The sequence below is a fragment of the Verrucomicrobiota bacterium genome, assembly GCA_016200005.1.
In the GTDB taxonomy this organism is placed as follows: domain Bacteria; phylum Verrucomicrobiota; class Verrucomicrobiia; order Limisphaerales; family PALSA-1396; genus PALSA-1396.
Map to the genome: position 1 here is coordinate 17,340 of JACQFP010000006.1, position 13,402 is coordinate 30,741.

The following is a 13,402-nucleotide window of genomic DNA, read 5'->3' on the forward strand; positions in this document are numbered from 1 at the left end:
GAGCTCAATCTTCAGGTTGTTCCGCAAATCAGTATCCAAAGTGACAAGCTAAAGCTTGAACTCCAACTTGGCCACGCTAACGTTGCGACCGTGAATCTGGAAGATCATCTGGGCGATGTGATTCGCAAGGCTCGCGCGATGTCGGGCGTGTCCGCTGACGCAGCCGCCAAGGCCGCGGGATTGACGACCACAGAATTGGCCGCCTTGGAAGAATCGGGGAACGCAGTCGAGCGACTCAACTTTGCCGCGCTCGCTCCGTTGATCGGTCTCCACGCGGGCAAACTTGAGGCGCTCGCCCACGGCTGGCGTCCGGCCATACCCGACCTCGGTCGCTGGCGCGAGTTGCGGCAGATCAGCACCACGCGCGGCGGCAACACGGTGAATTGCTATCTCGTCTGGGACGAGGTTTCGCGCGAGGCGGCGGTTTTTGACACTGGCTGGGAGGCGCAACCGGTTCTAACATTGATCGAAGAAAACCAATTGCAATTGCGGCATCTTTTTCTGACTCATACGCACGAGGATCACATTGCTGGTCTCGCCGGCATTCGTGAGAAGTTTCCGAAGGTCCGGTTGCATTCGAGTTCCAAAAGTGCGCCGGTCGAGCAGCGCAACCGGGCAAATGATTTCATCCATCTCGGAAGTCTGCGCATCACCAACCGCGACACGCCCGGTCACGCCGAAGACGGCGTAACCTACGTGATCGGCAACTGGTCGGAGGATGCGCCGCACGCGGCGATAGTGGGCGACGCGATTTTCGCTGGTTCGATTGGGCGTGGCAATCAATCGTGGGATCTGGCGAAACAAAAAATTCTCGAACAGATTTTCACTTTGCCGGCGGAAACGTTGATTTGCCCGGGACACGGGCCGTTTACGACGGTGGCGGAGGAGACATTACACAATCCGTTTTTTGTGCGGACGTTGACGCCAGGAGGCGAAAAGCGCTCCGGGCACCATCCGTCCGCCGCCTGACGTCGGCTATAATCTCCGTGAAGCTTCCCGGAACAGCAAAGGTTCAAGCCGCGCCTGAGGGCGGTTGATGAAATTGGAAAACTGCTTGCCATTTTTTCACCGGCGACGTACCACCACTGAAGTTCTTTGAAACTGGATGGACGTTCGTCCATCCGTGTCGCAGTCAAACATCTGGGAACCCCGTGAGAATCGGGGACGGTTACGCCACTGTAACGGACTACAAACTCCCATCGCCACTGGCCGCGCAAAGCGGACCGGGAAGGCGGGAGCGAGGTTAAGCCCGAAGTCAGGATATCGGTTTGGCTGTGCTCGTCATGCTGAGGAAGTTGAGAGTTGAAGGTTGATTGTTGATAGGACGCAAGCGCGTTTCCATCAACCATCAACTAAAAACTATCAACCATTCAGCAACTTCTCCGTAAAGAGAAGGATGAGGCCAGCCTGTCGGACTGTTTTCGACAGGGTTCGTTGAATGCCTTCATTCCCCGTCTTGCGGAGTTTGAAGGTTTTTTGTTTTGTAACCGCCGAGGTAACGAGGCGGACGGGTGAAGGCATCGTCACGTCATCCGCCTCCTCACGTCGTCGGCTACAGCTTTCAAACTCCGCGCTGGTCTCTCAATCGTCAACCGCTCCGCAGCGAACCTGCGGTGCATCATTGAAAGATCAGTCTATGTTCAAAACACATTTATCGGCGCTGGCGTTGGCCGGTGGGTTACTCATTTCTTCCTATCCGTCCGGAGCAGGAACGTTCTCGGAAGATTTCTCCGGCGATCCGGCGGCGCGCGGCTGGCAGGTTTTTGGCGACACAAATTTATTTCACTGGGACGCCACGAATAACCACCTGGCCGTCACCTGGGACTCGTCGCAACCGAACAGTTACTTCCATCGTCCGCTGGGCACGATCCTGACTCGCAGCGATGATTTCAGTCTCGCCTTCGACCTGCGTCTGGACGACATCGTCAGCGGCAATGAGTCGAACAAAACGGGCGGATTGGAAATCGCGCTGGGCTTTCTGAACCACGCGACCGCCACCAGCACGAACTTCATGCGTGGCGCTTTTGGCAGCGCGCCGAGTCTGGTCGAGTTTGATTATTTCCCGGCGGGCTACTACGACTTCGGCGGTTCGATTTTTGACGTGGCTGCGACCACGACGCCGACCTTTATTTCCACCAACAGTTTTCATTTTGCGCCCACCGTTTTTGCGCCCTACACATTTGAACTGCCGACCAATCGCGTCGTGCACGTGGCCATGACTTACACGGCCAGCAACCAGACCCTCATCACGATTTTGACCACGAACGGCGCACTGCTTTTCCAACCGCCGAACGTCGTGTTGACCGATACCAACAGCAGCGGCTTCAACGCCTCCGACGATTTCCGCGTGGACACATTTTCGATCAGCAGCTACAGCAGCGCGGGCGATGACTTCGATTCAGTTCTCGGCCACGGCGTCGTGGACAATTTCGTCGTCACAACGCCGCCTCCGCCGGTGACCAATTTGACCGGCGAATTCACCAACAACATCTGGCAGGTGCAATTCATCAGCCGCACGAACTGGCTATACACGTTCGAACGCACGGTGGATTTCTCCGCCTGGACAAATGTTTCCGCGACCTTTTCCGGCAACGCGACCAATCTGTTTCTGCAAGACACCAATCCACCACCGGACAAGGCGTTCTATCGCGTGCATGCGGAGAGACCATGAACCCAAGAAGCTCCAAGGTCCAAGCTCCAAGCTCCAGAGAAACTTCACATCTCAAACACCAAGTCGTCGCGAGGCGCAGGAGTTTGAAATTTGGTGCTTGGAATTTCCCTGGAGCTTGGAGCTTGGAATTTGGTGCTTCGCGCCGCGCCTTCACCCTCGTTGAGCTCCTCGTCGTCATCGCCATTATCGCAATTCTGGCGGCGTTGTTGTTGCCAGCGCTGACCCGCGGCAAAGCCTCGGCTCAACGGATGCGATGCGGGAGCAATCTTCGACAACTCGGCTTGGCCACGCAGATGTATTGGGACGACAACAGCGGAAATTGTTTTCGCTATCGCGGCGCGGCCACCAACGGTGGCGACATCTATTGGTTCGGCTGGCTAGGCGGCGGCATCGAAGGCCAGCGGCCCTTCGATGTGACACAAGGGGCGCTTTGGCCTTACTTGCAAGGTCGCGGCGTGGAGCTTTGTCCGTCGCTGAATTACGCGCTGGCGCAGTTTAAATTGAAGGCGGACGGCGCGGCTTATGGTTATGGCTACAACATCTATCTCTCTTCCACCGCCAATCTGCCGCCGGTGAACGTGAATAACATCCGCCGGCCCACCGAGCTGGCGCTTCTCGCCGACGCCGCGCAGGTCAATGACTTCCAGTCACCCGCCTCGCACGACAAGCCGATGCTCGAAGAATTTTATTATGTGGACAACCCCACGAATTATCCCAGCAGCAGCTATTATCCTCACGGCCATTTCCGCCATTCGCAACGGGCGAACGTCGTTTTCTGCGATGGCCATGTCGCGCCGGAAAAATTCCTGCCCGGCTCCATTGATCCAAGGATGCCGGGCCAGCTCGTGGGAAGGTTTCGCCCGGAAATCCTCAATGTACCGTAAGCGAGCCAGGCTGTTTGCTAGCCTTCGCTCTCGGGTAACCGGGGCTTGTCATCGAAACAGGAACCAAGCTGGACAAAAACGTACGTCCACAATACAGTTCAGCCATGAACCGAGACGGAGTGCAAAGTTTGTGGTTAACCTACTGTTAAACCCAGCAGCGATGCGGTGGATATGGACGTGAAAACCAGAGGAGAATTGATCGAGCAGGAACGACAGAATCGACTGAACACGGTTTATCAATTGGCAGATCGACTGGCTACACTTGCCACAGGCGCTCTTACCCTCATAGTTGCATTTCGGAACGATTTGACACCTGCGTCCGCGTGCGGACTGTGGCTTCTTCGCGCTTCCCTGATTTGCCTTATACTAACCATAGTTTCCTTCGTGTTCATTCATGTGAGTAAGATGGAGCTCCACAAGCGTACTATAGTAGCCATCGGGACAAACGACACATCCTCGGAGATAATTGAGCCTCCTCGATATTTCCATGTTGCGCGCTATGGCTTGATCGGTGGATTCACGCTCGGAATGGTTTTGCTCGGTATGTTTGGTGTAAGTGTTCGTTGAGTCTATGATTAACTGGCCCCAAGTGTATACAGGCCGCCTAATGCCGTGTGAATACTGAAAAGAATCATTTCGCTCTCAATTTCGACGACAAGACGTTGACGATTCATGTTAACGGCAAGCGCGTAGTTGCATATCCCACGAGCGAGCTTGCTCATAGTGTGCTCGAAGTTATATTCCTCCGTTTGGAATTACTAATTCGAAGGCCAGATAGGAAGGTATCATTCGAGGATATGGTTGTCGGTTTCCAAATTCCCAGCCGTGGGCCGTGCACGATTTGTGGCCGACAAGCTAATTTACTTGGCGGACTTTGCCACGCATGCTTCCACCAAGAGGCTTAATACCCAGATCGGCTACATTCTGTGCCGGTTTCAAATGCACCGCTGGACACCTGTGTCACCGTTCAAGCGCCAATCTGCTTCTTAATCGTCTCACCGATTTTCTGCGACCACTTTTCGAGCGCTTTGGCGTCGCGGCCTTCAAGCAAGAGCCGCGCTTTGGGTTCAGTGCCAGAGTAACGCAGCAGGAGGCGTCCACCGTGGGACTTCATTGCAGCTTCGGCTTCAGCGACGAGTTGCGCCACACCGTCAAGCTGGTCGAACGGTTTCTTTTCGCGCACCACGATGTTGGTGACCAGTTGCGGGAAACGCGTCCAGCATTTCGCGAGCTGGCTGAGCGGTTTGCCCGTCGCGCGCATGATGCGGAGCAATTGCAACGCGGCCACCAGACCGTCGCCGGTCGTGCTGTGGTCGCGGAAAATCAGGTGGCCGCTTTGCTCGCCGCCAAAGTTGAATCCGCCGCGCAGCATTTCATCAATTACGTTCTTGTCGCCCACGGCGGTCCGGATGAGGTTCCCGCCCGCCGAGGCAATCGCCGCACCAAGCCCCGCATTGCTCATCACGGTGCCGACGAGGGTGTTTTTGGCGAGCGCGCCTTGCGCCAGCAAATCCAGCGCGGCGATGGCCATGATGTCGTCGCCGTCAACCAGATTGCCGCTCTCGTCGCACATCAGCACACGATCGGCGTCGCCGTCATGCGCGATGCCCACGTCGGCGCGAAATTCGCGGACCTTCGCGCAGAAATGTTGCGGATGCATCGAGCCGCAGTCCTTGTTGATGTTTTTCCCATCGGGCTGATTGCCGAAAACGATGACGTCCGCGCCCAGTTCGCGCAGGACGCATGGGGTGGATTTGTAGGCCGCACCGTGCGCGCAATCCACGACGACGCGCATCTCATCGAGCGTCATGCCGCGCGGGAAACTGGCCTTGGCGAACTCGATGTAGCGGCCCAGCGCGTCGTCAATACGCACGGCCTTGCCAACGTCCTCGGCCGTGGGGCGGATGTCTTCGATGCGGCCGCTGAAAACCAGGTCCTCGACCTCGGCTTCGATCTTCTCGTCCAGCTTGTAACCATCGGCGCGGAAAAACTTGATGCCGTTGTCGGCGTAGGGATTGTGCGACGCGGTGATGACGATGCCGGCATCCGCGCGCAAGCTGCGAGTCACGTAGGCCACGCCCGGCGTGGGCAGCGGCCCGATGAACAGCACGTCCACGCCCATCGAAAGAATGCCGGAAGAGAGCGCGTTCTCGATCATGTAACCGGAGAGGCGTGTGTCTTTGCCGATGACGATTTTGTGTCGCCCGTGGCCGCGCGCCTGAGTTTCGATGTTTTTGAAAACGTGGGCGGCCGCGCGGCCGAGCTTCAACGCGGTTTCCGCAGTGACGGGTTCGATGTTGGCGATGCCCCGGACGCCGTCCGTGCCGAAGATTTTTTTTGAGACACTCATGGGTTGACGGTTCTTGGGGTCGTGGCTGTTTCCGGAGGTGCGATTGGTTCCACGTCCACTTTATCGGGGTCCACGCTGACGACGATCACGCCGTCGGGAACGCGAACCTGAACGTCCTTGCGGAGGCGGATTGCACTTTGGTTGCGGGTTAAATTGACAAACACCCCAATCTCTTGAGGAAGCAAGGTGGCCAATTTTTCTTCTTTGCCAATGACTTTCACGAGCACCTGCTCGGGACTGATTTTGAAGCCGCGCGCGTCGGACGCCGCGGTCATGATCGTGATGGGCATTGCGGGAAAAACGCGGGTCTTCACCGTGCTGATGGGGGAATCCTGCAACTTCTGGTCACGGTTCAATGCCGTGTGAATCGTAAACCACGTCAAGGTGGCCAATAGCAATGACACCAGCTTCCACCAGTGATTGTTCTGAATGTAATCGCGCAGGGACATTTTTATTTCGCGTCTGATTTCTGGTTCGATGCCGCCGTTGGCATGACCCGCTCGCCCAACAGACCGCGAATCCATTCCAGAAAGCTCCGCGCCCGCGGACGCTTGATGAGCAGCGACGTCAAGAACGCGCGCAATTCCTCCAGCGTGATGCCGCGCACCAACTGGCCTTTGTAAGCGTAGGAAATCGAGCCGGTTTCTTCCGAGACCGCCACGACCACGGCGTCGGTTTCCTCCGTCAAGCCAATCGCCGCCCGATGGCGCGTGCCGAGCGATTTGTTCAAATCCTGCCGCTGCGTCAATGGAAAGATGCATGCGGCGTGCGTGATCCGATCACCCTTGATGATGACGCCGCCGTCGTGGATGGCGTTGTTCGGGAAAAAAATCGTCTCCAGCATTTCGGGCGTCGCCTCGCAGTTGACGACGATCCCCGACCCGACCACGTCCCACAACGGAGTGGTTTGCTCGATGGCGATGAGCGCGCCGATGCGGACATCCGCCAGCCGCTCGACGGTTTGAATGATGATCTCGATGTTTTCACGTTGCTCCCGCGCCGTGCTCCGCAGGATTGGCTCGACGGTTTCCACCGTTTCACGCGCGGCGATGAACAGCGGCAGGCTGCCCAATTCGGCGAGCAATCGGCGGAGCTCCGGTTGGAAAATAATGAGGATCGCCAGGGCTGAGAACGCAAAGAATGTTTTCAGCAACCATGACAGGACTTCCAGTTTTAGCGCGAGGGTGATGAGCGTCAAGGCGAGGATCACCAGAAAACCGATCACCACCGGCCAGCCGCGCGTGCCGCGAACGAACATCAGGGCATAATAAATCCCCACCGTGAGGAGCACGATCTCCAGCACGGGTCGCCACAGGTTTTGCAGGATACTTAAGTCCATTATTTCCGGCGCGCCAGAATGCCCTCGGCCATTCGCACCGCTTGCACCGTTGCCAACACATCATGTGTGCGGAACATTTGCACTCCCGCCTGCACCGCCAGGGTGGTGCACGCCAGCGATGCGGGCAATCGCTCGGCGACGGGTGTTCCCAGCAATTTACCGATAAAAGATTTGCGCGAAACCCCAAGCAACATTGGGCGCTTCAACTTTGTAAAACTCTCCAGCCCCGCGAGCAACTGCAAATTGTGTTCGAGCGTTTTGCCGAAACCAATCCCCACGTCCAAAATCACCTGCTCGGCGCTGACTCCCGCCGCCGCCAGTCGCTCCAGTCGCTCATCAAAAAACTCGCCGACCTCGCGCACCACATCGGCATAGGTCGGATTGGACTGCATCGTCTGCGGCGTCCCTTGCATGTGCATACAGACGTAACCCGCACCTGCCTCGGCAACCACGCGCCACATGGCATCAGTTTGGAGTTCCGCCTTCAGGCGGTCGGGCGCGGTTGATGACCCGGACCGCCTGAAGGCGGAACTCCCAACGGAATCGCCCGCGCGCTGAATCGCCGCCACATCATTCACAATGCTGGCGCCGGCTTTCAGCGCGGCCCGTGCAACGGACGGTTTGACCGTATCAATCGAGATCGGCACTTTGACCAGGCCGGCCAATTGTTCGATGACCGGCAGCACCCGGCGCAATTCCTCCGCTTCACTTACCGGCGTGGCGTTGGGTCGGGTGGATTCGCCACCGACATCGATGATCTCTGCCCCCTGCTCAATCAACTGCAGCGCGTGCGCCACAGCCGCCGCCGGGTCGAGAAATTGTCCGCCATCGGAAAATGAATCGGGCGTCACGTTGATGATCCCCATCACCAGCGCCGGGCGCGGAAAATGGAATTCAAATTGGCGGGCGCGCAAAATCATCGGGAGTTTGATTTGTCTTGATCTGTCTTCGTTTTCGAGTTACCGGCTGACGACACATCCTTAACACTGTTTGCCAATTATGAACAAATTCAAATTTCCCTTCGGCAACCTCCTCATCTTCGCCTTCACGAGCGCTGCCGCGCTTTCGGCAGTTCGCGCGACGGCGGCAGAACCAACCTCAAAGCCTGCCGTTCCACCGGACGATGGCAAACTGCGCATCATCTGTTTCGGCGCGCACCCGGACGATTGCGAATTGCAGGCCAGCGGCACCGGCGCGATGTGGGCGCGCAAAGGTCATCACGTCAAGTTCGTCTCCGTGACCAACGGTGATATTGGTCATTGGCGCGAAGCGGGCGGACCGCTGGCGTTGCGAAGGAAACGAGAAGTCGCCCAAGCCGACGGAATGCTGGGCATCCAAAGCGAAGTGCTGGACATTCACGACGGCGAACTGGAACCGACGTTGGAGAACCGCAAGAAAATCACGCGCCTCATCCGCGAGTGGCAGGCGGACATTGTGATTGCTCCGCGCCCAAACGATTACCATCCCGACCATCGTTACACCGCTGTGCTGGTGCAAGACGCGGCTTACATGGTCACGGTGCCATTCATCGTGCCGGAAGTGCCGCCGTTGAAAAAGAATCCCGTCTTTCTTTATTACACCGACCGTTTCCAGAAACCGACGCCGTCGCAGCCGGACATCGCCGTCTCGATTGATTCGGTGATTGAAAAGAAACTCGACGCGCTCGCGGTCATGGAGTCGCAATTCCTTGAGGGCGGCGCGAATGGGAACGAAGGGCTGCTGCCAAAGACGCCGGAACAACGGACCAAGCGCGTCCAGGAAGTCCGCAACGCTTTCGACGGTCGTGACAAGGCGCTGGCAAATCGGTTTCGCGACAAGCTGCTTGAATGGTACGGCGAGGAAACAGGTAAACAAATCAAACACGCCGAGGCATTTGAAATCTGCGAGTACGGACGGCGACCTGACAAGGAGGAGTTGAAACGGCTGTTTCCGTTCTTTGGAGAATGAGCCATGGTTTGGCGAAGAGCAGCACGCCGCCATCCGTGTCCCGTCGTCAGCCAAATCCATAACCCAGTGTAGCCGGAGCAGCTTTGCGAGATGCGTGGCGCGCTTGCGCGCCGATACTACGAGGACTGACGATGGGGTGGACCGCGATTCGTTTGGGATGGAAAGTGGAAGCACGTCCGACGACGATGCGGGGACGCGTTGCTTTTCCAGCGTCAGGTTTTCCGAAACTCACCGCCGACGCCGATTCCTGCCTTTCCCGCCTGGCAGCGCAATGCCAAGGCGGTTGCGGCGATGCTGCACCGCCTGTTTGCTGATCTCTCGGAGCATTGAGACCTGCGTGTCCGGGCGTTCGCCCAGCAATTTGTCGGCGGCGGGTTTCCACCGCTGCTTTTTGGGATTGAAGATGGGAATGCCCTTGGCGGCCCGGCGCGCGGCCACACTCTCGACGCTTCGCTTCAGCCACCGCGCCTGCCGTGGGTCCGGCATCGTGCCCAGCAACTCTTTTTCCCGCCGGTTCCAAGGCTGGCGGTGAGGCTGAAACGGCGGGATGCGGAGTTTGCGCCGTCGCTCGGTCATCGCCTGCCGCGATCGACCAAGACATTGTGCAACGTCCCGATCCGTCATGGTGCCCAGGAGTCGATCCTGGTCAGCCGTCCACAAGGTTGTCCGCGCCAAGAGCCGGCGCCCAGCTCGAAACCGAAGATGAGTAAAGCCGGATCAGGCGGATGAGTTGAGCCGCCGACGTCGAGCGCGACGGGCCAGTCTGGTACGGGCACAAATACCCATTGACTTGCCAATGGAGCCAAAGCACTTTTGCGCATCAGCCGTTCCAAAGGGTGCCAATGGATTGGTTTCTCTGGAATGGCTACAAACAATACTGACCAAGGATACCTATGCAAAATAAACAGCCGTTGACATCTCTCATCAAATACGCCGCCTGCGCCACGCTGTTGCTCGGTGCCGTGGTCCTGGCACAGGCCGAGGACAAGAAAGTTGACCCCACCGGCAATTGGATGTGGATCACGCCGGGTCGCAATGGCGGCCCGGACCGCACGAACACTGCCAAGCTCAAGCTGGACGGCGATAAAGTGACCGGCACCATCACCTCCCCCGCCCGCGGCGGTACCACCACGGACACGACCATTGAAGAGGGTAAACTTGCGGGGAGTGACATTTCATTCAAGGCGACCCGGGAATTCAACGGGAACAAGTTTACCCTCAAGTATTCCGGCAAGGTCACGGCGGAGACCATCAAGGGCAAAGTCGAATTTGAACGCAACGGCGAACCCCAATCGCGTGACTGGGAAGCCAAGCGACAGGCGGAGAAGAAGTAATACGGCCTGTTGAAGATTCATCGTCGCGATCGACGGCGGCCGGGCGGCTTTTATTTGACCGAGCTTCCGGTGTCTGGTTCGCCGCCGAATTGCTTCCAGTAAAGTTCCTTGAACGGATTTACCTTCGGGCCGATGGCATTTTCATTTTCCAGCGCCGGGAGGATTTCACTCCACCACTGGTCGTAGGCCGCGCGCATTTGGGACACGATCTCGGGATGTTCAACGATGACGTTGTTGGTTTCGCCAGGGTCGGCTTTGAGATCAAAGAGTTCCGTATTGTTAACGAGGTGGAAGCGGGCGTTGCGCACGGCGCAGTTGACGAACTTTGACTGTTCGGCCTTCCCGCGTTGCCACCGACCGACGTGCGTGAAGAGGAAGCGATCGGGCCAATTGGCCTGCGGATCTTTGAGTAACGCCAGGAGGCTGCGTCCGTCTAGGTTGACCTGCTCCGGCACTTTGGCCTGGGCGATTTGGGCCAGCGTCGGAAATATGTCAATGTGCGCGGTCAGCGCCGCGCAGTCGCGTCGGCCTTGAAATCCGGCGGGCCAGCGCCAGAATGACGGCACGCGCGTGCCGCCTTCGTAGGGCGTCACCTTTTGACCGCGCATGCCCGCGTTGAAAATCTTCACGCCAGCCGTGCCACCGTTATCCGTCATGAAAATGACCAGCGTATCGCGCGCGATGCCCCACTCATCGAGTTTCGCGAGCAACCGTCCGAAGTTGTCATCGATGTTTTCAATCATCCCGTAGAACTTCGCGACGGTCATGTCCACCTTGCCTGCGTATCGACTCGCGTAGTCTTCGGGACACTGGAGCGGAGCGTGCGGGGCGTTCGGCGTAATGTAGGCGAAGAACGGTGACTTCTCCTTGCGCTTCGCATCCATCCAGTTCAATGCCTGGCCAAAAAATAAATCCGTGCAGTAACCTTTGGTTTTCTCGAAACGACCGTTGTGCAGGATCGCCGGATTGAAGTAAGTGTTACCCGGCGCGTCGCCGCAACTGCCCGCATAAGTCTGTCCGATCCCGCCCGCGCCGTGGATGAACACCTCATCGAAGCCGCGCTGGTCAGGCTGATACGCCGCCTCGTCGCCGAGATGCCACTTGCCGAAAATACCGGTCGTGTAGCCCGCCGATTTGAGAACTTGTGCGATGGTAGTCGACTTGAGGCTCATTCGCTCACGTTCGAAGATTGTGTGCGTGACGCCGGACCGAAATTCGTGGCGTCCGGTCATCAACGCGCAACGCGTGGGCGCGCAAGTCGGACTTACGTGGAAATCGGTGAAGCGCAGGCTCTCTTTGGCAAACGCGTCGATGTGCGGCGTTCTGAGGATGGGATTTCCTGTGAAACCCAAATCGCCGTAACCCTGGTCATCGGTCATCACAAGCACGATGTTCGGACGCGGCGGTGACATTGATTTGGGCGGCACCGTGGCCTCTGCAACAACGACCCGACTTGCCTCAAAATCCACCGGGTCGCCGAATTGTCTTCGTGCCGTAAGCATCAACTTTTCAAGCCGTGCGCGCTCGCGGTCGTGCTTCGGGTTGGTGGCGATGTCGTGCGCTTCATCCGGGTCGTTTTTCAGATCGAAAAGCTGCGCGTTCTTCACGCCGTTCGCGTTGTATTTGATGAGTTTCCAGCGGTCATCACGAACCATGCGCTGAGAATCGCTGAAGGCGCCAAACAGCCAGTCGCGAATGTTCCGCTGCCGCCCTTGAATGATCGGCTGAAGGCTGTGCCCTTCGATGATATCGGGTATGCGTGCACCGGCGAAGTCGCAAATGGTCGGAAACAAGTCGTAAAGATAAACCAGCGCATCGCTTTGTCCGTGCCCGACGCCCGGACCGACAAAGATGAGTGGCGGTTTCACATGCTCGTAAAGATTCTGCTTGCCCATGAGACCATGACGCCCGCCCACGGCGAGGCCCTGATCGCTGGAGTAAATGATGATCGTGTCATCAGCAAAGCCGCGTTCCTTGAGCGTATCGAGGACTCGACCGACTTCATGGTCCAGATGTGAGATTGTCGCGTAGTAATCCGTCAGATGCTGTCGCATGACTTCCGGCGGGCGCGGATGCGGCGCGAGTTCTTCATCGCGTCCATGCAACCACCCATTGTCGAAGGGATGCTGCGGCAGGAAATTCTTCGAGAGCGCCAGTTTCGCCGGGTCGTAGAGCTTGACGAATTGTTCGGGCGCGAGGCGCGGGTCGTGCGGCACCGGCGGCGCGAGATAAATGAAGAACGGTTTTTTGCCGTCGTGGTTTTTCAGAAATTCGATGGTTTTGTCCGCATGTTCCGTGGCGGACAGCGCCGTACGGCCTTGCGTGGCAAGGTTGATGTCGAACGCCGCGAGGCCAAAGGTGCAGGTGTTGCCCGCCTTGCCACAGTGAAAAGTGACGTAACCGGCCTCCTTCAAGAGATTGGGCAGCAGCGGCACACCGGACGGCGCAGTCTTGGCGGCCGGATTGGCCGGGATGTGCCAGAGCGAGCGACCCGTGATGAGCATGGTGCGACTAGGCGTGCACACGGCACCGATCATCGACCCCATGCAGTAGGCGTTGTTGAAATGGAAGCCGCGCTGAACCAGTTGGTCGAGGTTCGGCGTTAGGATTTCCGGATTGCCAAGCGCGTGGATGGTGTCCCACCGCTGGTCGTCACTCAAAATGAAGAGGATGTTGGGAGGCGTTGTGGCGAGCGGGGCAGCCACAGCCGGTGTGATGAGAAGGAGGCTCGTCAGCCAACTGGCGATCCACAGAAACCGCGTCATTCGCACTATCGAACTCAAGTTCACTTCAAGGTCGAACCCAGAGCGCATTTCCAGATTCGGTTGGGCTGAGTTCTACATGAAGAGGCGGGAGGCGGGCAATCTCGAGTTCGGC

The 13,402-nt window shown here is 57.8% G+C and carries 11 protein-coding genes, 1 pseudogene and 1 riboswitch; of the genes and pseudogenes, 5 read left to right on the top strand and 7 right to left on the bottom strand.

Features of this window, described 5'->3' with window-relative positions:
• The first annotated feature begins 90 nt into the window (after window positions 1-90).
• The 3 genes from HY298_01445 to HY298_01455 all read left to right on the top strand — a co-directional run bounded on the left by HY298_01445 (window position 91) and on the right by HY298_01455 (window position 3,555).
• Window positions 91-969 carry an MBL fold metallo-hydrolase gene (locus tag HY298_01445; GenBank protein MBI3848943.1) on the top strand — a complete coding sequence of 293 codons (879 nt, stop codon included), beginning with the start codon at window positions 91-93 and terminating at the stop codon, window positions 967-969.
• Between the two features lie 121 nt (window positions 970-1,090).
• A riboswitch (cobalamin riboswitch) is annotated at window positions 1,091-1,287 on the top strand.
• A gap of 349 nt (window positions 1,288-1,636) precedes the next feature.
• On the top strand, window positions 1,637-2,671 hold the full coding sequence (locus tag HY298_01450; GenBank protein MBI3848944.1) for a hypothetical protein: 1,035 nt from the start codon (window positions 1,637-1,639) through the stop codon (window positions 2,669-2,671).
• Window positions 2,668-3,555 carry a prepilin-type N-terminal cleavage/methylation domain-containing protein gene (locus HY298_01455; GenBank protein MBI3848945.1) on the top strand — a complete coding sequence of 296 codons (888 nt, stop codon included), beginning with the start codon at window positions 2,668-2,670 and terminating at the stop codon, window positions 3,553-3,555. Before HY298_01450 ends, HY298_01455 begins: the two co-directional genes overlap by 4 nt.
• A gap of 967 nt (window positions 3,556-4,522) precedes the next feature.
• On the opposite strand, the gene HY298_01460 is transcribed toward HY298_01455, so the two are convergent.
• Genes HY298_01460 through folP form a run of 4 tightly spaced genes read right to left on the bottom strand, consistent with a single transcriptional unit; the run spans window position 4,523 to window position 8,110 of the window.
• Window positions 4,523-5,905 (bottom strand): phosphoglucosamine mutase, encoded by a 1,383-nt coding sequence (locus HY298_01460; GenBank protein ID MBI3848946.1) that lies wholly within the window; start codon window positions 5,903-5,905, stop codon window positions 4,523-4,525.
• Window positions 5,902-6,354 carry a hypothetical protein gene (locus HY298_01465; GenBank protein MBI3848947.1) on the bottom strand — a complete coding sequence of 151 codons (453 nt, stop codon included), beginning with the start codon at window positions 6,352-6,354 and terminating at the stop codon, window positions 5,902-5,904. Before HY298_01465 ends, HY298_01460 begins: the two co-directional genes overlap by 4 nt.
• 2 nt (window positions 6,355-6,356) lie before the next feature.
• Window positions 6,357-7,244, bottom strand: coding sequence for a TIGR00159 family protein (locus HY298_01470; GenBank protein ID MBI3848948.1), 888 nt, complete (start codon window positions 7,242-7,244; stop codon window positions 6,357-6,359).
• A complete protein-coding gene (folP, locus tag HY298_01475; protein ID MBI3848949.1) occupies window positions 7,244-8,110 on the bottom strand; it encodes a dihydropteroate synthase in 867 nt (288 codons plus the stop codon). The genes HY298_01470 and folP overlap by 1 nt, the downstream gene beginning before the upstream one ends.
• A 133-nt stretch (window positions 8,111-8,243) precedes the next feature.
• On the opposite strand from folP, the gene HY298_01480 reads away from it, so the two are divergent.
• Window positions 8,244-9,191, top strand: coding sequence for a PIG-L family deacetylase (locus HY298_01480; protein MBI3848950.1), 948 nt, complete (start codon window positions 8,244-8,246; stop codon window positions 9,189-9,191).
• A 228-nt stretch (window positions 9,192-9,419) separates the two neighbouring features.
• On the opposite strand, the gene HY298_01485 is transcribed toward HY298_01480, so the two are convergent.
• A complete protein-coding gene (locus HY298_01485) occupies window positions 9,420-9,815 on the bottom strand; it encodes a hypothetical protein (GenBank protein ID MBI3848951.1) in 396 nt (131 codons plus the stop codon).
• Between the two features lie 269 nt (window positions 9,816-10,084).
• Between HY298_01485 and HY298_01490 the strand changes: the two genes are divergently transcribed.
• Entirely contained in the window at window positions 10,085-10,525 is a 441-nt protein-coding gene (locus HY298_01490) for a hypothetical protein (GenBank protein ID MBI3848952.1), read from the top strand.
• A 50-nt stretch (window positions 10,526-10,575) separates the two neighbouring features.
• On the opposite strand, the gene HY298_01495 is transcribed toward HY298_01490, so the two are convergent.
• A complete protein-coding gene (locus HY298_01495) occupies window positions 10,576-11,937 on the bottom strand; it encodes an arylsulfatase (GenBank protein MBI3848953.1) in 1,362 nt (453 codons plus the stop codon).
• 36 nt (window positions 11,938-11,973) lie between these two features.
• Window positions 11,974-13,290, bottom strand: a pseudogene (locus HY298_01500) (sulfatase-like hydrolase/transferase).
• Between the last annotated feature and the right edge of the window lie 112 nt (window positions 13,291-13,402).